The sequence below is a fragment of the Simiduia litorea genome, from assembly GCF_042853465.1.
Classification (GTDB): domain Bacteria; phylum Pseudomonadota; class Gammaproteobacteria; order Pseudomonadales; family Cellvibrionaceae; genus Simiduia; species Simiduia litorea.
Window position 1 is genome coordinate 3156770 of sequence record NZ_AP031497.1, and the last position, 19603, is coordinate 3176372.

Sequence of the window (19603 nt, forward strand, 5' to 3'; positions counted from 1 at the left end):
TTATTAACTTTATTAACCCGTTAGCTAGGCTAAATTCCTAGACCATCGCCATACCATAGGTTTTTATTTTATTTATCAATTCTCTGTGCTTTGGTAATACTTGAAGGGCTTTCTGCCTAGCGCGTTGATTCTGCGCGATCATCTGGCGAGCGATATCCAACGGGGCGGATGCTAACTGCTGCTGATCCAAGGCGCCAACAAAGCCCATACCATATAACACGTATTGATAACTAGCGGCGGGAAACACCTCATTATTACTGTCAAAGTCACAGTTTCCGGGGGCGCGGTGGCGCCACAACAGCAGTAGTTCCTTTAAGCTTTCCGGAACCGTTTCGGGCTCTCGATTATCCTGCCAGAAAGCGCTATCGGTTCGACGGCTCAGTAAATAATGCAATTTCAGAAAATCGATTACGCGAGCCCACCGGTATCTAAACGTGTTATTAAATCGCTTCGCCACAATGTCTAGCGCTTGCCGATCATGCGGTAACTGCTCTGCCAGCAGGGTCGCAGACAGCTCTACCAATACCAGTGCAGAAGCCTCTAAGGGTTCCAAAAATCCAGCCGCCAAACCAACCGCAACGCAGTTATTTTTCCAAAACACGTCGCGGTGACCACAAGCAATAGGAATTTGTTTCACATCTAAATGGCTGCTACCGACGTATTGACTCAAAGCATCCTCGGCCTCCAGCTTACTCGTGTGACGACTTGAATAAACATGTCCAACACCGCGTCGTGTTTGTAGGCCTATATCCCAAATCCAACCGGCTTTTTGCGCCGTTGAAATAGTATGACTGGCAATGGGTGCATCCATGTTGTCATAGGGGGATTGCACAGCCAGTGCCTGATCAATAAACAATACATCGCTATGATCAATAAACGGCACCTTGAAATGCTTACCTAGTAATAGCGACGAAAAACCGGAACAGTCGACAAAAAGGTCGCCGGCCAGTACCGACCTATCTGTAACCAGACTTTCAATATCGCCATTCTGTTCGCTATTGACACCGATGACATTCTCCAAAACGTGTGTCACACCAAGCTTCTCAGTGACGTGCTGACGTAAAAATTCGGAAAACTTCCCAGCATCCAGATGGTAGGCATAATTGGCGATAGAACCAAATTCTGCCGTGCTAATTAATTTTGGCCCGAGGCCTTGCTCACACACTTGCTCTTGAAAACACACCGCATTGGAGAAAGATTGTTGAGGCTCGATCGATCGCCAGCCCGTGGCAATATCTACTTTATCGAAACCTTGGGGCAACATCAGTGGGTGATAATAATAGTCATCGGTTGTACCCGTCAGCCACTGGGAAAACTTAGCGCCCTGTTTAAAGGTGGCATCGCACTGGCGAATAAAATCGGTTTCCGATATGCCCAACTTCATAAGCGTCGTGCGTAATGTTGGCCAAGTGCCCTCGCCAACACCGACTGGCTTAATATCAGGCGACTCCACCAACGTGACGTTAACCTGACGACCCACGCCAGGCGGGTATTGCGCTGCGATACGGCCCGCTGTTAACCAGCCAGCTGTTCCGCCACCAACCACAACCACATGGTCAATCCTATGTTGCGTTTGCATTACCACGCTCCTGAAACAAAAAAGGGGTCACCAAAGGTGACCCAAAAGCGAGAGGACATTAGCTCAACTTAAAAACGCGCACTTAACCCGAGCGCCATTCGACGACCAGCATCTTCGGCCAATAGGAAATGGTTTTCGAACCTGCCATGTTTAAGCACCACCTCTTCGGTCAAATTGGTTACTTCTAAACTCAACGTAACATTCTCTACCAATTCATAACTGGTGCTGAGATCCCATTGACCGTACTCGTCAACAAAGACAACACCATCGCCGTTGGATTGGGTTAATGATTGCAGAAACTTATCGCGCCAGTTATACGCCAAACGTATTTGGAAGGGACCATTTTCATAGAAGCCAACCATATTCATTGAATCGCTTAAGCCGGTAACCGCAAATTTTTGCGTGATATCAGCGGCATTCAGTTCGGCGTTGCTGTTCACCAAGGTTGCGTTAAAAATGGCACCAAATCCGGTTTCACCAAAGGTGTGTTGAACAGCAAACTCCAAGCCATCCACGAGTGCATCTTCGCCGTTGCTCGGTAGGGTAACGGAGAACTCTGCGACACCATCATTTGCATCCGGTGCGTTGACGTCATCGCCGGTAGACGGATCGGTGAGTAAACTACCATCGCTCGTCACAAAGGTTTGGGACGAGGTGCCATTGGTGATGAAATTGGCAACATTCTTTAAAAAGTAGCCGGCAGAGATGTAGCTGGCATCACCGTAATACCACTCCAGCGACAGATCTAGGTTATCCGATAAAAACGGTTTTAGTTCTGGGTTACCCGACGAGGCCGTTAAGTTACCACCTTGGCGCGTGGTTACAATGTTGGTCACGGGCGCCATACTGTCGAGCGTTGGGCGCGTTAACGTGCGCGATACCGCAAAACGTCCAACCAAGGATTCGCTGATATCTAAACTTGAACTCAGACTTGGCAAGATCACTAAATAGTCAGTTTCAGCACTGATTGCTTTGGCCGGACCATAAGACGCGACCATCTCCGTTTGATCTAAAATAGACAAAGATTCAATAGGTGACTCAGTACCCTTTACCGTGACATCGGTATTCTCCAAGCGTGCACCGACTGTCGTGTTCAAGCGCATACCGGCTATATCACCGGCAAAATCCATTTCCACGAATGCCGCCAAGGTATTCTCTTCCACTTCGAAAGAGTTATCCCGTCGTACCGCGTCAAAACTGACGCCGCTAATTTGCTCAAGAAAAGCAAATTGCTGCTCGCCATGGTGTTGCAACCAAATTGTTGGCGTGCGCCCACTGCCACTGACTTTATCTAGGAAATCGCTACCAGCATTGAAAATAGTTTGGAAGTCATCGGGCACATCGGGGCTATTCGGGTAGCCGCAAAAGGTACAGTGGATACCAACACCCTCGTTGTCCCAGCGCGTTAAGGCTTTGGTTTCATTCGACGCCATGATACCGACGCGCGCTTCGATAAGCCCTTCGCTATTACCTTCGTTCCACAGGCCACTCATTTTAAATTGCTGAACATCATCCTCAACCTGCCAACCGCGTCGCAACATGACGTGAGCGCGACCGTTGGCTGGGTCAAGATAATCAGACACTGGGCGAGAAATGCCATCGCCATCAACAATATTACTCGCCGGATCTTGGAACCCACTAACCCAAGGTAACACCTTGCCATCAGACTGAAAGCGCACGCGGTTTGCATAACCAATCAACGACAGCTGATTGCCACCGCCATTATTAGCTTCGCGCTCAGCGGTTGACGTGAAGAGGTCGAAGTTCACACTCATTGCATCATTCAAACGCCAATCGACATCGAAACCTAATGACATTGTCTCGGTTAAGCGATCAAATTGTTTGGCGTGAAAATCCGTTGCCAAACCTTCTTCCTGATACAGATCGATAACGGTGCCGTTATTATCAGTTACCGCGTTTTCGACATTTGGGCCAGTAAACCAGTGACCATAGGAGGTTGCATCGGTCTCGATGTCAAAATCAGAGTAAAGCGCGTCCAATGTCATTTCGACATTCTCGTTCGGCGCGTATTGCAGCACTAAATTAGCATTGGTTCGCTTGCGGTCCTCGAAGGTAACTTTGCTATCGTAATTTCGCGGTGAGAATACGTTGCCGTCAAACCCTGCGCCACCGTTAAGCTCTGCATCGGCAATGCCAGCATTCTCCAACCAACCGTCTGTTTGCGCTTGATTCAATCGCGTTTCAGATGACTTTTGCGACAAGGCGACCAACACACCAACGCTATCATCAGCAAAGGTATTGCTGGCCAGCAAAGAGAACTCCGGTGTGGTTGACTCACTGTTTTCATCGTATAACGCTTTTACCGTTCCAACTAATTGCAAGCCACCCAGGTCAAACGGCCGTGCGGTTTTGATATTAACGGTAGAACCAATACCACCGGATTGCATCGCGGCACTGGCGGTTTTATGCACTTCAATACTGCTAACCATGTCCGATGACACAGTGTCAAAACTAAATGCGCGGGTTTCGTTTTCCGAGGCAAGCTGGCGGCCATTAACTAATACCGTGTTAAATTGTGGACCAAAGCCGCGCACGGTAATTAGCTGTCCCTCACCCCCAGAGCGATCAATAGACACGCCGGTGATACGCTGAAGTGACTCAGCCAAGTTTTGATCGGGAAATTTACCAATATCTTCATTGGAAATTGCATCGACAACACCGGCGCTATCGCGCTTGATGTCCATGGCGCGCTGCCAACTGCCGCGAATACCTTGCACGACAACCTCCTCAATCGCAGCGGCGCTCTGGGCGTCGTCGGCTGTTTGGCCATACACGAGAGAGGAGGCTGACATCGCTGCAACTGCAGCAAATATCGCACTGGATAATTTGTTTTTTGGGTACATGCTTTCTGTTGCTCCTAAAGAAACGCTTATTAATTTTTAGAGATGCTTCTTTAACATCGCCGAAGGACTAGATTGGCGTGTTAATAATAAGACGCGAGCAACTTACAAATCCGCTCCTACTTATTCCACAAGTACCGAAAATAAAAAAACGCCCAACGAGGGGCGTTATATAGTTACTAGAAAAATGGCGGTTAGCTAAGGCGGATTATTGCCAGCAGGCAGTATAACAATACGATTGCCTGCTTCTCGGTGCACATCAATCGGCAAAGTTCTGTTTAGCAATTCGGGGAAAACCTCAATTTGATCGGTGCGTAGCGCCAGAGTTACCCGGGTTGATTGCAGCGCGAGATTACCTAGAACAATTTCGCCGTCGAAGTAGCGATTAGCATCGGCGATAACATCGGCTAGGCGCGCATTGCGATACAGTAATTGGCCATTGCGCCAATCACCCGCTACTTGTACCCCACTGTCAGCAATTGCTTGTAACTCACCGTTGCCAATACGCTCAACTGCCTGTCCAGGCCTGAGTTCAAATTGAGCTTGGCCGCTACTCGCCGATTGCAGCACGTGTTTTATCTGCTCGACATTAACCTGCCCCTCGCGCACGGCCACGCGCACCACTGGACCTTGATTCGACACATCAAACTGCGTGCCCACCACTGTGACCTGAACACCAGAAGCCGCGACATAAAAGGGCCGCTCAGGATCTTTTGCCACACTAAAAAAAGCTAGGCCTTGCACTAAGTCGACGTGCCGCCCCTGCTTGGTTTGCCATACTTTTACGTGGGTTTTAGCGCCTAAGGTAATCTCACTGCCGTCGACCAGTGTCACCGTCTTTTGCCCGGCAACGGCGGTTGTGTATTCCTGCACGGCAATGGAAGGCTGGTAATTAAATACAAAAACCAAACCCATCAAAAGTGCCGCGGCCAGCGCACCAGAGAACCCAAGCTGCGGCCACCCCCAGCTTGTTGACAACCAGCGCCGAGGCGCTGCAGATTGACGTAGCGCATCCAACTCAGGGCTGCCCTGCATGGCACCTAAGCTCCGCCACACCAATTCATATTCTTGATACGCGTGCGCATGTTCTGCAACCGCATACCAGCGCTCAAAGGCTTCTCTCTGCGCAGCGCTCACGCTACCTGACTGCAGGGTGACAAACCATTCGCGGGCCTGATGATTCATATGTTCCGACCGAGCTGACTGCATGTTAAGTACGACCTTGCTTTACTAATTCTTTAAGTGTTTGGCCAGCGTTATCCCGAGCAAACAGTGCTTTGTGGCAATCCGCTAGCGCGTTGTTCACGTGCTTTCTCACCACCGATTCCGACAGACCTAGCTGCCGGCCGATTTCAGCATAAGATAACCCATCAAACCGGCTCATCATTAACAGCTGCCGACGTCGCTTAGGCATTCCCCATAGCGCACGCGACAAAATACCTAAGCGCTGCTTTCCCTCGGTTACCCGTTCAGGCCCTGGCACACTACTTTCATCCGCAGCGGAAAACAGCACGTACTTATCTTGCACTTGATTACGACGCTGGAAATCTATGGCTAGATTAGTGGCCATTTTGTATAAAAATGCCCGTGGGTTTTCTATCGCTTGGGGCTGCTCAAGGGCGCTGAATTTGGCAAAGGCCGATTGGGTAATATCTTCTGCTTCTGCCGTATTTAGGCGACTTTTATGCACCAAGTACCGGCACAGTTCAGCGCGATGAGCAAGGTACAACTGCTTAATAAAGACATCGTTATCCGGATGCTCAGCAGTCATACAAGGTGTTTTCTGCGGGGAAACCATACTGCTCCTATTAGCGACCCACGGCGACACCGCCTTTTATAGGTCAAACAAAACCAGTAATAAGACGCAGCAGCCATTCCAATCCGCTCCTTTTTGTGAAAAAAATCGCAATAATTTTAATATGCCTAAGAATTACACCGCTTTTTTGCGGTTAAAGTCATCACAACCTAGTCACGGCTTGGTAGCTAGGTTAGTCTTGCTCACCAGCGGCCAAAGAGCCACCCTCTGATTCAAAATAATCATTATATTCAAGAGGCCAGAAACTTGTGCAGAGCCCATCCAGATACCCCCTCGGCGTAGCTAAACGGCTGATACCAGGCCGGCGTAGTTTTTCGAAAAAAAGGCCAAGCCGTTACTAAGATGGCACTAGATCAATCGGTTCAGCTTGGACGCAACCAGATCATCGCTCGCCATTTCGGCCAGTGGTGTCGGCGACTATTGTTAGCAACCTTAACCTGCGGCCTCGCCTTTCTCGGGTTGAACAGCTACGCCAATTCCGCTGATAACAACATAGGATCACTCAGTTCCAACGTCGACGGCACTCAATATTGGACCTTTGATCTACCCGCACAACCGCTCGACTTATCACTATTACAATTTGCCCAAATTACTCAGATAAATTTACTGGGGACACCGGCCCAGCTTTCTGCGCTTACCGCACCCGCGTTAAAAGGCCAGTTCCAACTTTCCGCCGGTCTCCGTCAGTTACTGATAAACAGCGGCGTGCATTTCCGCATCGATCCACAAGGCATCACCCTGTATCAAACAGTAGCCACAAATCAAACACAGCCCCAACGCACAAGCAAGCAGCCAGAAAGAGTGCTGGAAGAGGTGATAGTCACGTCGCTGAGGCGCGCGACAGACTTACAAAAAACACCCATTGCGGTAACGGCCATGGATCAGAACCAAATTGATCAACTGCAAGCGAAAGACATCCGCGATATCAGCTTAATGGTGCCCGGCTTAGAAATGACCAATACCGGCGAGCAATCGGCGCTGCTAGTGCAATTGCGCGGCATAGGCCAAACCAATATAACGGAAATTGCCGACGGCCCTGTGGCCTTTCACGTCGATGGCATTTATTTGCCACGCTCTCAAGGCGCCGCGTCATTGCTACACGATGTCGACATGCTGGAAGTTTTGCGCGGGCCGCAAGGTACACTTTTCGGACGCAATGCCACCTCCGGCGGAATCAATATTCAAACCCGCAAGGCAGACTTAAACGATAGCTACGGCTTTTTTAGTGCAGGCATTGGCAGCTATCACAAACGGGCGCTGAAATTAACTTTAAACGCGGCGTTCTCCGACAAGGTCGCCGTGCGCTTTGCCGGCGCCTCCGACAAGCACTCGGCCTACACCGAACTTGCGCCAAATTATGTCGGCCTCGGACCGCAATACCCAAGCAGCACAGACAACCTCAGCGCTTACAAGCAGTCGAGTCAATTAAGTGCCGACGGCCCAGAAACCGAGGATCAGCAATCTCTGCGCCTATCCAGCCAGTGGCAAATCAGCCCGCAGCTGAACTGGCAATTGAGCCTCGAGCGCTACCAAGACAAGGGCACCAGCGTGACCGAGCTAGACCCCTTTTTAGTCAAAAAAGGCAAGCGCTTAGTCGTTTGGGATACGCCATCCAACTTGCACATGCAAAATGACACCCTGCGCTCGGCGCTCACCTTGGATGTCGACCAATACCAAATGCGTTATTTACTCGGCCGAGCGCGCATGACGCGGGAACAAAATTTTGATCAAGACATGGGCCGCAGCGGCCACTTCGAACAAAGGCGCACCGATAGTTCCACCTTCGATTTTTCATCGCACGAGCTGCAACTGGTAAACAGTGATCGCGCAAGATTGCGCTGGGTGCTAGGTGCTTTCCTATCGAAAGAACAAAACGCCATTGTCTATGCCATCGATCATGCCAACGACGATGGCAACGGCGACCTCACCAACACCACCAGTTTCATAAGCGATGACCCCGGCGCAGCGGTGGCCCTGTTTGTGCAACCCGATCGGCGCGTAGAAAGCCAAGCACTCTACGCCCAAGGCACCTACGACCTTAAACCACACACCCGCCTAACACTCGGCGCGCGCTACACCGAAGATACCAAATCCGACCGCGACGGACGCAGCTTGAACTGCCGCCGCACGGCCGGCTTTCCCTATACCGAGCCCGGCTCTATCGGCACCGGGGCACCCAAGCCCGCGCAAATTTATGCCGACCCCGCCACTCAAGCCGCCATCGACGCAGGCCTGCCCCATGATCAAGGTACCAACCAAGGTATTGGCGACGAGCCTTGTTGGGTAAGACAAGTCAACGACTATCGAGCTACCTGGACCAATACCAGCGGCCTATTGCGCCTAGATCACGACCTAAAAGACCAGGTCATGCTCTATAGCTCTCTTGCCAGCGGCTTTAAATCGGGACACATTCAAGACCGAGGCAATGAAGCGGCGCCTGAAGAAGTCATCAACGCCGAGCTCGGTTTGAAATCGTCTTGGCTGCAAGAAACCCTGCGCCTAAACGCCGCCTTGTATCACGCCGAATACACTAACTTACAGTTTTCCGACCGCGACCAATTCGACACAGATAACGACGGCATTGTCGATGTAATAACCAGCACGGTAGTGCGTAACGCCGCCGAAGCGACGGTGAAAGGCTTAGAAATTGAATTAAGCTGGGCGCCGAGTGGCAGGCATTTTGTCCAACTGGCGGGGTCGTTGATGGACGCACAATTCGACAACTTCGAAACCCCAGATACCTTGTTCCGGGACCGTTTCAACCCCTACGCCAACAAGCCAAACGCCATCGAAGACAGCTTGGTTGATCTCTCAGGTAATCGACCCGTAAGGGCACCGCGCTGGAAACTCAGTTTTCTATATGAATACCAATGGCACTGGCAAGCGCTGCGCCTAACGCCGCGCTTAGTGGGCACAGTGTCCGATAGCTATTACTTGGATATTTATAATCGCGACAGCCTACCCGCCGGCACCTATCCCGGTGCACCAGACGGCGTGGATAATCTCGCCATTCAAGAAGCCTACGCCAAGTTTGATCTCAGTCTGCGGATAGAGCCAAGCGCGCGCGATAACAACTGGTCGGTCGAGGCCTATATAAAAAACGCCACGGATAGCGGGGTAAAAACCGCGTCTAGCACCTTCATTACACCGGCAGGTTTCGATGCCGTTTTTCTACCCCCGCGCACGGCGGGGCTAACCTTAAACATCGGTTTTTAAGGTCTGGATTGCTTCGTAGGCACCCTGTACGCCATACCCCAACACATAAGATACGCCGTGCAAATCGACACCGTATCGGTCGCACATTGCTCAACTACAAGACCATTAGCGTCTTTATTCATCGCCTTTACTTTCAACTCTTTAATCAAAGCTGACCGAGACGGCTTAGCACCGCCAGGCTTGGCTTGGCATTCTGAGGCCTCAACTAAGCCAAGTGCCTCGGCGTTGTATCGCATAATGTCATCTTTTTGATACTCCTTTACCACCCATGACTTCGCCGTATTTTTAGCATAAGGCCCCACATTCGCGCTCAGGTCTATACCGTTACAGCCGGCCACAAGAAACACAACTGCACACACACCGAGCATCTTCATACCCTTCTCCTTAGTGGGATTGACGCTGCATTATGCAATACCGCTCAATGCGGAGACAAACATGAACCATGGTACTTAACCCCTGCTTACTGTAAGCTGCACCGCCGCCAGATTTGCTGGCTAATTTTTGATCGATAGAGATAAACATGCGTTTTGCCGATTTGGGCCTTTCAGCCCCCATTCTCGAGGCCGTTGCCGAACAAGGTTACGAAACACCCTCACCCATTCAAGCCCAAGCTATTCCCGCCGTCATCGCGGGTAAAGATGTGATGGCAGCCGCCCAGACCGGAACCGGCAAAACGGCAGGCTTTACCCTGCCGATATTAGAACGCCTGATTAAAGGCAACCGCGCACCGGCTAATCATGTGCGCGTGCTGGTGTTAACGCCTACCCGCGAATTGGCGGCGCAAGTGGGCGAAAGCGTCGCCAACTACGGCAAGCACCTACCCTTGCGCTCAGCGGTGGTGTTTGGCGGCGTCAGCATCAACCCACAGATGATGCAGCTGCGCAAAGGCGTCGATGTGCTGGTCGCCACACCCGGTCGACTGCTCGATCTCTACAGTCAGAACGCCGTAAAATTTACCCATTTAGAAATGTTGGTTTTAGATGAAGCCGATCGCATGCTCGACATGGGTTTCATTCACGACATCAAGCGCATTTTAAAACTACTGCCCGACCGTCGTCAGAACCTTTTATTCTCAGCCACTTTTTCCGACGAAATTCGCACCCTCGCCAAGGGGCTTGTACACAATCCTGTCGAAATTGACGTAGCGCCGCGCAACACCACCGTAGAAACGGTTAAGCAGTGGTTGAGCCCTGTCGATAAAGGCAAAAAGACCGCGCTACTTATTCATTTAGTGAAGCAGCATAACTGGCATCAAGTACTGGTGTTTTCACGCACCAAGCACGGTGCCAATAAAATTGCCAAACAACTCGAAGATGCCGGTATAAATTCAGCCGCGATTCACGGCAACAAGAGCCAAAATGCCCGCACTAAAGCCCTGGCCGAATTTAAGAGTAATAAAGTGCGGGTGCTGGTTGCCACCGACATTGCCGCGCGCGGCATCGATATCGATCAGTTGCCACAAGTGGTTAACTTTGATTTACCCAACGTGCCGGAAGATTACGTACATCGTATCGGCCGCACCGGTCGCGCTGGCGCCAGTGGTCAAGCGGTTTCATTGGTGAGCGCCGATGAAATTAAACAGCTGCAAGATATCGAGCGTTTAATTCAGCAAGTGATTGCGCGCGAAGTGGTGCCCGGTTTTGAAGCGGCCAACCCAGTGCCCGAAACCAAGCTCAACACCCGGCCATTCAAACCTAAAAAGCCAAAACCACCTAAAACCGAGCACCGCGATGGCTATCGCGCTAGCGGCTCGGCGAAAAAGACCGGCGCCAGAAGCAGCGAAGGCGGACGTAGTAACAGCCCACACCGCAACACCAACAACACCAGCAACAAGCCGAGTGGCGCAAAAACTGGCGCGAGCAAGGCTAACAATGGGCCACGTAGAAGTCCTAAGCCAGCGACAAGTGGCAATCGCTAATAGATAACAAAAAAGGCAGGTATGTTACCTGCCTTTTTTGTTCAGAGGGTTTTAGACCGCAAGAATAAATCCGATCGATGTAAGCTAAGAACCATTAAACTGACGTAGACAAAGAAGATCCTCGAGCCGATCAAATACACCATCAATCTCCTCTCGCGCCTTTAGCGTGATAGACACTGCCTTAAACGAAAGTAAATTTAATGTCGTCTTACGCGTGTCCAACTCTACCTGACAAATCTTTTCACACAGCGCCTCGGCCGAAGCTTGGTCAAACTTCGGACAAAACAGCAAGCACTGATTGGCGTTGCGATAGCTAATGAGCTGATCCGTTTCCAGCAATAAACTATACCGATAAAACAACTCTAGGGTTGCCTGCTCAGCCACCGCATTGCCGAGTCGCGATTGAATGTTTTCAAGGCCGTTGATATCCACCAAAATCAAGGACAATGGAAAGCTATTTTGACTATCGCGACCGTCTCGAATTTCACGTAGCAATCTATCGATTACTCGCCTATTGGGTAGCAAGGTTATCGGATCTATCATCGACAACTCTTCGCAATAGAGAGATAACTTGCGCACGTCTCGCCAGCGGCGATAGGCGAAAATAGCAAACAAAAAGGTTAATACGATGGTCGACGACAGTAATTCATCGAGTTCAAATTCTTCATACCGATGCGTGAACTCGATCAGTTGTTCAAGGGCGTCTACTTGGGCAAACCAAATAAGACAAAGCAAATACAAGAAGATTGAGGCGATGAGGTCAAAAAACATTTTCGACCGCAACTGCGCTTTTAATTTATCTAACAATGAAGCCTCCACATCCACCTGTCATCACAGGTGCTGTTACTCATCGCCACGTTACTCATGAAACAACTATCCTGTTGAGGCGACGACAATAAGGGAGGTTCCTGCTCCGCTAACAAAAGATGCTCCGGCAAGAAGGCTAGACAGGTCCGCAGCCCGCTAACTATATAGTCTCCGAGACTTTAGTACTAGTCGAATTAACCCACTTTATCCTGTACCATCGTGCAATTTCGAGTCACTAGTCATAGAGCCGCCGAACGAACTCCTGCACATTAATGGCGATATCATCTTCGCCAATACCGTCAAAGGGGTTCTCTAGATGGTCTTGAATATTTGACAGGCTAACCAAAACAAGTGAGAAAAGTGCTGGCATCACATAAGTAACGTAGGGCGAATATTCCAATGCCTGAAAAGCAAAATAGGGCCCATACAAGATGGGTAGCAGAGAAATAAAAACATCGCTGAAGGTTTTTAAAGTGCGCGGCGTTCGATATTGATAAATATGCTTAGCATCTTCAAAGGATACAAACATTTTACTCAAATATTGATTGCAACGAGACACCTCACCCGACGCTAGGCCATTACCACGCAAATCTGACTGTATGAATTTTGATAACGCTGAGAAACGACGATACACCGCTTCCTCATTCTGCCTCACTTGATCAACCTTGTTCGAAAATAGATGCTTGATCTCTACCAACAAACCTTCCAGTAGGCGCTTAATCTCCGCACGACTAGGCTCGGGTGAATTGTCTAGCCAATCCCGGGTAGCAAAATACAAAGCTTTACCATAGGCCTTGAGGTCGCTGTATTTCGTGAGCGCTTGTTCACGCCTTTTATAAGCACCATTGATCGAAAAAACCACGGGGAATACGATGGCCGTTGCAATCAAAGTGAGCGGAAAATCTGCAACCACGCCGTAGCGGATGCACAAATAAGTGGACACCACTGAGAGCAAACCAACAATCAATGTTTTAACGTTAATAATCAGGAAAATTTTTGTCATAACAACCACCTCACTCATTGAACCCGTTGGCATTCAACCACAAACGGGACCACAAACGGAAGATAACACCGCTACATTGATCACAGCCCTCGGTCGTGCCGCCAACCTTACCCTTGGCTTATCGGGCGAACACCGGAGACCCGCATTCACCATCATCGAGATGGGCAGCAGAAACTTTCCAGCAACGGTGAAAAACAGGCATAATCAACGCTTACCTAAGCCTAAGAAAGCTTAGGTAAGCTGAAACAACCAGCATATCCACCTCGAAATTGACTTGAGTTGTATGCCTAGCGCGAGGCTAGCTATTTAGCATGTACATACATCACTTCGGCCTAAACGACGCGCCATTTTCCATATCGCCAAACCCGCGTTACTTGTTTATGAGCCAAAAACACAAGGAAGCTCTCGCACACCTTTTGTACGGCGTTGGGGTTGGCGGCGGTTTCGTGTTGTTAACAGGCGAAGTAGGTACAGGTAAAACCACGATTTGCCGCAGCCTACTGGAGCAACTACCGGCCAATACCGATGTGGCATTTATTCTCAACCCTTTATTAGATGCAACCGAATTACTAGAAAGTATCTGCGATGAGCTGTCGGTCGCCTATATTGAAGACAAAACAAGCATCAGAAAACTCTCCTCCGCGCTCTATCGCTTCCTACTCGAAAACCATAGCAAGGGTAGAAACACCGTGCTGCTTATCGATGAAGCGCAAAATTTAGACCCTCAGGTACTCGAGCTTATCCGCTTGTTAACCAACCTAGAAACCGATACAAAAAAATTACTGCAGATCATCTTCATCGGCCAGCCCGAACTCAACGACAAGCTGAGAAACCCAGCATTAAGGCAGCTGTCCCAGCGTATTACGGCACGATTTCACATAGAGCCATTAAATGCCGAGGAAACACAGGCGTATATAAGGCACCGGCTGCACGTAGCTGGATTAGCCGATAGCCAGAAAGTATTTCCAGCCAAACTTACTGCAGAAATACACCGTTATAGCGGTGGCATTCCACGCCTAATCAATATTCTATGCGACCGCATGTTACTGGGTGCCTACGCCGATAACAGCACACAACTCAACAGTAAAAAGTTACAGCAAGCAGCCGCAGAAGTTATTGTGAGCACGGCTAAAACACGAAATAGCACAGCACCCTTCTGGCGTCAAAAATCGATTTCTCCAATACAGGCATCGGTCGCATTTGTGACTATTTGTCTTGCCGGGTATTTTTTATGGTTCCTTACGACACTGAACCCAGCGCCAGACATCCAGCAACCCATAGCGGCTATGTCGGCACCCGACACTAGCCCCACAACGTTGGAGGCGGCGGATTTAACCAGCCCCAATGCGCCGACAGTGGATGGACTAGACAGTAAAGGCTCAATGAGCGGCAATAGCGTGGCGCAACCCAGCGAGCAACTGTCGACGGAACTAACTCTTGAAGCACACACCTACAGCACGGATTCCACAGCCTTGAGCGCGCTTTTTACCGCCTTAGGTAGCCCTCAACTTGGCGGCCCAGCGCCCTGCGAGGATACCGCCGGCACGCAATGGCATTGTGCAACGCTTAATGTCAAAAACTGGAAGGGGTTTTTACAATACAATCGCCCCGCCGTCCTAGAGTTCGTTAACGCAGCGGGTGTTTCTCACTACGGTGTATTACTTTCGGTACAAGGCGTCACTGCTACCCTGTCTCACAAAGGGTACAAGATTAAGCAATCGCTGATGACGCTGGGCAACCAGTGGTCGGGCAACTTCACACTTGTGTGGCAAGGATCGGAGAATTACGAAAAGCCTTTATCCATTGGCGACAAAGGTCAGCTGGTCACATGGGTTGCGCAGCGCTTTGCGGACATGGATCAACAAACCAAACCTTTAGCATCGAATGTTTTTACGCAGCAGCTTGGCGCGAGAGTGAAAATATTTCAAACCGAAAATAACATTCAAGCCGATGGAATTGTTGGGCTGCAAACACTGCTTAAGATTAATGACAGTCTTGGTATCGGTATCTCACTCGACACTGACCATAATCAAGCGCCTGAGCACCCATCAGATAACCCAGCATTGGATAGCGATTTAGACCGTCTACATCCCCCCAATGCCACTATGCCACCGGCTAAAGAAGGTTAAGTGCCGTGTCTTTTATCTTAAATGCACTACAAAAATCAGACGCTGAGCGCCGCGAGCAACAGCAAACACCAGATCTTTTGAGCGTTAAAACACCCATAGCACCCGAGGATAGTGGCAAGCGTATACCTAGGCGTTGGCAGCTACTGAGTGCGTTTTTATTGATCAGCGTACTCGTTATGGGTTACCAGCTTTTTGTTCAGCCTGCACAACAAGCGCTACAAAGCGCCGGTCAATCTCCTGATGCCACTGCAGAAAAATCCTTGACGTCGAGCGCAAGCCCAAACCAACAAGCAAGCGAAACGGCTAAACCGCGAGCGAATGAAATACTCGCAATAACAAAACCGTCACCCGCTACCGATAGCCCAGTTAATAATGCAAAACTAACAACCAACCCAGCCACAGCTCCCGTTGAAACGCTAGAAGCCACAAGGGCAGCAAATCAAACCCTTACATCACGCGATCAACGAATGGCCAATACACAAGTTATTGACCTCTATCAGCAACCTAGTGCAACAGCGCCAGAAGCGCAGAGCCTTACCGAGCAACAACAGGACTTAGCGGCGAGAGCACGACAGGTAAAGCGAGACATGGCAGAACCGCTGGTGCCCGCCGTTCACAACCTACCGAGCGGCATACAAAATCGGTTACCTAAAATGGTCTATTCAGCGCACATCTACTCATCCGATGCAGACAGCGGCTTCGCCATTATTAATGACCGCAGGCGCTACCGCGGCGACCAAATAGCTCCGGGGTTGCTGGTGGTTAGCGTCATTAGCACAGGCGTGGTGCTTACCTTTGAAGGTTATACGTTTCGATTAGATGCCATGAAAAATTGGCCGCTAGAATAGCGGCGGGAGAAAACAATTTAAAAAGAGAACATTAATACCACGACAGTGATAACCAGAGCGCCCATCACATTTATCGCTAGGCCTTCTCTAGCCATACGCGCCACGGTTACTTCACCGGTACCAAACACGATTGCATTAGGCGCCGTGGCGACAGGTAACATGAACGCGCAACTGGCAGACAGCGCAGCAGGCAACATCAAAAGCAGCGGATCAACTTGGGCACCAATGGCGGCCGCCGCAAGGATAGGCATCAATAAGGTTGTTGTCGCTGTATTGCTGGTAATCTCGGTCAAAAAGGTCACCGCTAGCGCCACACATAAGACGAGTAACCAAACCGGCAAATGAACCAGTGCCGTTAAATGGGTGCCGATAGCAGCAGACAAACCCGTTGCGGTAAATGCCGATGCCAATGCGATGCCACCGGCAAACAATATTAAAACACCCCAATGAATTTGACTCGCCATCTCCCAATCCAACAGACGACCACCTTTGCCGTCCGAGATAACGGCAAGCGCAATGACCGCAGTCAAGGCAACTGCCGCATAATTCGCCGTGGGTAAATCAAGCCACGCTTGCCAACCACCCAACGGCTCGGTCAGCGTCATCCAAGCCAGCGCAGTAATAGCAAAAACACACAGCACGCGCTTTTCATCGGTGCGCCATTGGCCCGAGGCTGGAAGATTTAAAACAGCCCGGGTATTAAGTTGACGGGTTAACCACCACGCAGCTAGGGGCAACAGAACGAAAACGACCGGTAAGGCTTTCATCATCCAACCAATAAAGCTAATACTCTCTCCGGTTGTATTGGCGTACACCTGCAGGAAAATAACATTGGGCGGCGTGCCAATGGGCGTTCCTAAACCACCGATACTGCCCGCATAGGCGATACCTAATACCAGCGGCACCGTTAAACTTTTATCCTCGGCCTTTTCAATAACTGCAAGCGCGACGGGCAATAACATCAGCACCGTGGCAGTATTTGAAATCCACATAGAAAGCACCGCACTGGCGAGCATAAAGCCCCACACCAGTCGGCGATAACTGCTACCGCCACAGAGTTGCACCATAGCCAAGGCCAAACGCCGATGCGCACCACTTTTTTCCATGGCTTTAGACAGCATAGCGCCACCGGCCAACAATAAAATCAGCGGCGAGCCGTAGGCAAGCGCCACCTCTTTACCGTCTAAAATCCCAAGCAGTGGAAACAACCCCAATGGAATCAGTGAGGTAAGCGGAATCGGAATCGGCTCAAACACCCACCAGAGCGCGCACACAACCGTTAAACCCGCTGTCATACAGGCGAGATGATTCCAACCCAAGCTGAACATCCACCCACCGACAATAGCGCCGAGCAAGGGCGCCAACCAAAGTAAGTGGGATTTATTATTGATTAATGTCATAGGCTTTTTATGGTCGTTATTATTAGAAAATAGCTACAAAATCGAGTGCTGCGCACTAAAAACAAAGTACATGCAAAGTACAAACCTCGTTACCGGTTTGGCTACGAAAATGCCTTTAGCTTCTTGCCAACCAAAATTGTTTTGCAACCCGCGCGCTGTGACTGGCTCGGTCAAGGGCAAACTGCCGCGCGTCTTTATGCAACGCCTCCTTTTCAGCTGCAGCCATTTGGCGGGCGCTAAACAGGTAATCAACGACAGAAAAATACTCATCCCAAGTGATAGGATAAAAACTTAACCACAGACCAAAGCGATCGGCGAGCGATAGTTTCTCTTCTACCAGGTCACCATGGTGCAACTCACCATTAACAATCTGCGTGCCGGCGTTATCGCTGCTGTGCTCGGGCATGAGGTGGCGTCGGTTACTGGTGGCGTATATCAAAACATTCTCTGGTGGCAACTCAATGGAGCCTTCCAATACACTCTTCAAATGCTTGTAACCACCCTCGCCGGATTCAAAGGACAAGTCATCGCAAAAAATAATAAAACGCTGCGTTAGATCGCGAATTTCGTCGACGATCTCGGGCAAGTCACCCAAGTCGTCTTTATCTACCTCGATAACTCTTAAGCCATCGGCGACAAATTGGTTTAATAGCGCCTTAATCAAACTGGACTTTCCGGTGCCGCGCGCGCCCCACAACAACACGTTATTGGCTTTTTTACCGCTAACAAAGCGTTGAGTGTTCTCAACCACTGCCGCTTTTTGTCGATCTATACCTAACAGATCGTCGAGTGAAATGTTGTCTAAACAGGAAACTGGCCTTAGCACAGCGCGCTTAGCACGCCAAATAGCCGCCTGATTTGATAGCCAATCAATACTCATCAGCCATTATCTCCTGCATCGCCTTAACTAAGGCTGCCATATCCTCGTGCGAACCAATACTGATGCGTAAAAAATCATCAATTTTTGGCTTGTTAAAATAACGCACCAGAATATTTTTTTCGCGTAGCGCTTCGAATACATATTTTGCGGGTTTACGATTCGGGCGCGCAAAAACAAAATTGGCCTGTGACGGTAACACTGTAAAGCCCAATGCCTCCAGTTCTCTCACCGTATACTCGCGCGCCTGCATAACTTGCTGACGCCCCCACTGAAAATAGGCTTCATCATTGAAAGACGCAGCGCCGGCGAGCTCGGCTAAGCGATCAATAGGATAGGAATTGAAACTATTTTTCACCCGCGTTAACGCATCGATTAATCCGCTAGAACCCACGGCATAACCAATACGCATACCAGCCAAAGCTCGAGATTTCGACGTGGTGTGCACCACCAATAAATTGTCGAACTCATTGACCAAGGCAATAGCACTTTCGCCGCCGAAATCCACATAGGCCTCATCCACCAATACCACGGAATCTCGGTTATGGCTTAACAATTCACGAATGTCGCTAAGCGGGATACCCATCGCCGTTGGTGCATTGGGATTAGGAAAGATAATGCCGCCGTTAGGGCGCCGATAGTCCGATAAATGTAAGCTGAAATCATCACGCAAGGGAATTTGCTCAGCCTGAATATCGTACAAGTCGCAATACACAGGGTAAAAACTATAACTAATATCTGGATAGAGCAACGGCAAAGCTTGCTGAAAGAAGGCAAAGAAAGCGTGGGCTAAAACTTCATCAGAACCATTACCCACAAACACTTGCGCCACATCCACCTGATAGTAGCTGGCGATAGCGTTGCGCAAAATCTGCGAGTTTGGGTCTGGATAAAGCCGCAACTTATTAATTTCAGCATCCGTGATTGCCTGCGCAACGTTGGGCGAGGGCGGAAACGCGCTTTCGTTAGTATTAAGTTTTATCAGGTTCGCCACCTGCGGCTGCTCACCCGGCACATAGGGCTCCAGCCGATTGACGGCAGGGCTCCACAACCTACTTCTATCCTGTGACATATTTTGCGCTTCTTTGAGTTAGGCCATTTTTAGGCTTAAAAGGGGCCAGTATATCCCAAGCATGCGCCTTGTTTAAT

14 protein-coding genes are annotated in these 19603 nt (G+C 49.9%); 4 read left to right on the forward strand and 10 right to left on the reverse strand.

From position 1 onward, the window contains the following. Positions 1-37: 37 nt before the first annotated feature. From ACGHTT_RS13960 to ACGHTT_RS13975, 4 genes are all read right to left on the reverse strand, one after another. Positions 38-1579: a tryptophan halogenase family protein gene (locus ACGHTT_RS13960; RefSeq protein WP_390591401.1), complete on the reverse strand. Its 1542-nt coding sequence runs from the start codon at positions 1577-1579 to the stop codon at positions 38-40. A 68-nt stretch (positions 1580-1647) separates the two neighbouring features. Continuing rightward, complete coding sequence (locus ACGHTT_RS13965) at positions 1648-4443, reverse strand: TonB-dependent receptor (protein ID WP_390591403.1); 2796 nt, start codon at positions 4441-4443, stop codon at positions 1648-1650. 195 nt (positions 4444-4638) lie between these two features. Next, entirely contained in the window at positions 4639-5625 is a 987-nt protein-coding gene (locus tag ACGHTT_RS13970) for a FecR family protein (protein ID WP_390591405.1), read from the reverse strand. Between the two features lie 25 nt (positions 5626-5650). After that, entirely contained in the window at positions 5651-6211 is a 561-nt protein-coding gene (locus tag ACGHTT_RS13975; protein ID WP_390591407.1) for an RNA polymerase sigma factor, read from the reverse strand. A gap of 387 nt (positions 6212-6598) precedes the next feature. Here ACGHTT_RS13975 and ACGHTT_RS13980 point away from each other — a divergent pair, with 387 nt between their 5' ends. Further along, on the forward strand, positions 6599-9472 hold the full coding sequence (locus ACGHTT_RS13980) for a TonB-dependent receptor (RefSeq protein WP_390591408.1): 2874 nt from the start codon (positions 6599-6601) through the stop codon (positions 9470-9472). On the opposite strand, the gene ACGHTT_RS13985 is transcribed toward ACGHTT_RS13980, so the two are convergent. Then, positions 9469-9846 carry a hypothetical protein gene (locus tag ACGHTT_RS13985; protein WP_390591410.1) on the reverse strand — a complete coding sequence of 126 codons (378 nt, stop codon included), beginning with the start codon at positions 9844-9846 and terminating at the stop codon, positions 9469-9471. The genes ACGHTT_RS13980 and ACGHTT_RS13985 overlap by 4 nt on opposite strands. A gap of 146 nt (positions 9847-9992) precedes the next feature. On the opposite strand from ACGHTT_RS13985, the gene ACGHTT_RS13990 reads away from it, so the two are divergent. Further along, the gene (locus ACGHTT_RS13990; RefSeq protein WP_390591411.1) at positions 9993-11390 is read left to right on the forward strand and encodes a DEAD/DEAH box helicase; all 1398 of its coding nucleotides are present in this window, start codon (positions 9993-9995) and stop codon (positions 11388-11390) included. Positions 11391-11474: 84 nt separating this feature from the next. Here ACGHTT_RS13990 and ACGHTT_RS13995 read toward each other — a convergent pair whose 3' ends face one another. Then, positions 11475-12197, reverse strand: coding sequence for a diguanylate cyclase domain-containing protein (locus ACGHTT_RS13995; protein WP_390591413.1), 723 nt, complete (start codon positions 12195-12197; stop codon positions 11475-11477). A gap of 235 nt (positions 12198-12432) precedes the next feature. Continuing rightward, positions 12433-13200 (reverse strand): hypothetical protein, encoded by a 768-nt coding sequence (locus ACGHTT_RS14000; protein ID WP_390591415.1) that lies wholly within the window; start codon positions 13198-13200, stop codon positions 12433-12435. Positions 13201-13511: 311 nt separating this feature from the next. On the opposite strand from ACGHTT_RS14000, the gene ACGHTT_RS14005 reads away from it, so the two are divergent. Together ACGHTT_RS14005 and ACGHTT_RS14010 are read left to right on the forward strand one after the other, a co-directional pair. Continuing rightward, positions 13512-15329, forward strand: coding sequence for an AAA family ATPase (locus ACGHTT_RS14005; protein ID WP_390591417.1), 1818 nt, complete (start codon positions 13512-13514; stop codon positions 15327-15329). 5 nt (positions 15330-15334) lie between these two features. Then, positions 15335-16177, forward strand: a complete 843-nt coding sequence (locus tag ACGHTT_RS14010) for a general secretion pathway protein GspB (protein WP_390591418.1) — start codon at positions 15335-15337, stop codon at positions 16175-16177. A gap of 17 nt (positions 16178-16194) precedes the next feature. On the opposite strand, the gene ACGHTT_RS14015 is transcribed toward ACGHTT_RS14010, so the two are convergent. The 3 genes from ACGHTT_RS14015 to hisC form a co-directional block, all read right to left on the reverse strand. Beyond that, positions 16195-17577: an SLC13 family permease gene (locus ACGHTT_RS14015; protein WP_390591420.1), complete on the reverse strand. Its 1383-nt coding sequence runs from the start codon at positions 17575-17577 to the stop codon at positions 16195-16197. 115 nt (positions 17578-17692) lie between these two features. Continuing rightward, positions 17693-18457 carry an ATP-binding protein gene (locus tag ACGHTT_RS14020; protein WP_390591422.1) on the reverse strand — a complete coding sequence of 255 codons (765 nt, stop codon included), beginning with the start codon at positions 18455-18457 and terminating at the stop codon, positions 17693-17695. Beyond that, positions 18447-19526, reverse strand: coding sequence for a histidinol-phosphate transaminase (hisC, locus tag ACGHTT_RS14025; protein WP_390591424.1), 1080 nt, complete (start codon positions 19524-19526; stop codon positions 18447-18449). The genes ACGHTT_RS14020 and hisC overlap by 11 nt, the downstream gene beginning before the upstream one ends. Positions 19527-19603: the final 77 nt, after the last annotated feature.

Bases quoted from the DNA above. Each gene is read 5' to 3' on its own strand.
- ACGHTT_RS14015 (WP_390591420.1), bottom strand. From the start codon at position 17,577: ATGACATTAATCAATAATAAATCCCACTTACTTTGGTTGGCGCCCTTG.
- ACGHTT_RS14005 (WP_390591417.1), top strand. From the start codon at position 13,512: ATGTACATACATCACTTCGGCCTAAACGACGCGCCATTTTCCATATCG.
- ACGHTT_RS14000 (WP_390591415.1), bottom strand. From the start codon at position 13,200: ATGACAAAAATTTTCCTGATTATTAACGTTAAAACATTGATTGTTGGT.
- ACGHTT_RS13960 (WP_390591401.1), bottom strand. From the start codon at position 1,579: ATGCAAACGCAACATAGGATTGACCATGTGGTTGTGGTTGGTGGCGGA.
- ACGHTT_RS13975 (WP_390591407.1), bottom strand. From the start codon at position 6,211: ATGACTGCTGAGCATCCGGATAACGATGTCTTTATTAAGCAGTTGTAC.
- ACGHTT_RS13965 (WP_390591403.1), bottom strand. From the start codon at position 4,443: ATGTACCCAAAAAACAAATTATCCAGTGCGATATTTGCTGCAGTTGCA.
- ACGHTT_RS14020 (WP_390591422.1), bottom strand. From the start codon at position 18,457: ATGAGTATTGATTGGCTATCAAATCAGGCGGCTATTTGGCGTGCTAAG.
- ACGHTT_RS13970 (WP_390591405.1), bottom strand. From the start codon at position 5,625: ATGAATCATCAGGCCCGCGAATGGTTTGTCACCCTGCAGTCAGGTAGC.
- ACGHTT_RS13980 (WP_390591408.1), top strand. From the start codon at position 6,599: ATGGCACTAGATCAATCGGTTCAGCTTGGACGCAACCAGATCATCGCT.
- ACGHTT_RS13990 (WP_390591411.1), top strand. From the start codon at position 9,993: ATGCGTTTTGCCGATTTGGGCCTTTCAGCCCCCATTCTCGAGGCCGTT.
- ACGHTT_RS13985 (WP_390591410.1), bottom strand. From the start codon at position 9,846: ATGAAGATGCTCGGTGTGTGTGCAGTTGTGTTTCTTGTGGCCGGCTGT.
- hisC (WP_390591424.1), bottom strand. From the start codon at position 19,526: ATGTCACAGGATAGAAGTAGGTTGTGGAGCCCTGCCGTCAATCGGCTG.